The 284-nt window shown below is 23.2% G+C and carries 1 pseudogene; it reads left to right on the forward strand.

The window, feature by feature from the left end:
- Positions 1–167 (forward strand): annotated as a pseudogene (locus tag FUA24_RS25635) (MerR family transcriptional regulator); the annotation flags it as partial.
- Positions 168–284: the final 117 nt, after the last annotated feature.

Consider the following 284-nt stretch of genomic DNA (forward strand, 5'->3'; position numbering starts at 1 on the left):
AAAACCTTAAGTTTATATATCACTTAGTAAAAGAACGCGGGTTTACACTAGAAGGCGCTAAAATTCATTTAAAAGAAGAAAAAAAAGAAGCTTTAAGTAATTTTGAAATAATTAATAAACTTGAAGATATTAAAGAGCAACTGCTTAAAATAAAAGAACACCTTTGAAACGTTTACGTAAATTTACACGCTCTAAAAAAAATTTAAAATAAGTAACATTTTAAACAAAGTTGTGTCATACATTTATAACCATTAACATTATAAACTAACATTATTATGAAAAAA

It is taken from the genome of Seonamhaeicola marinus, from assembly GCF_008085455.1.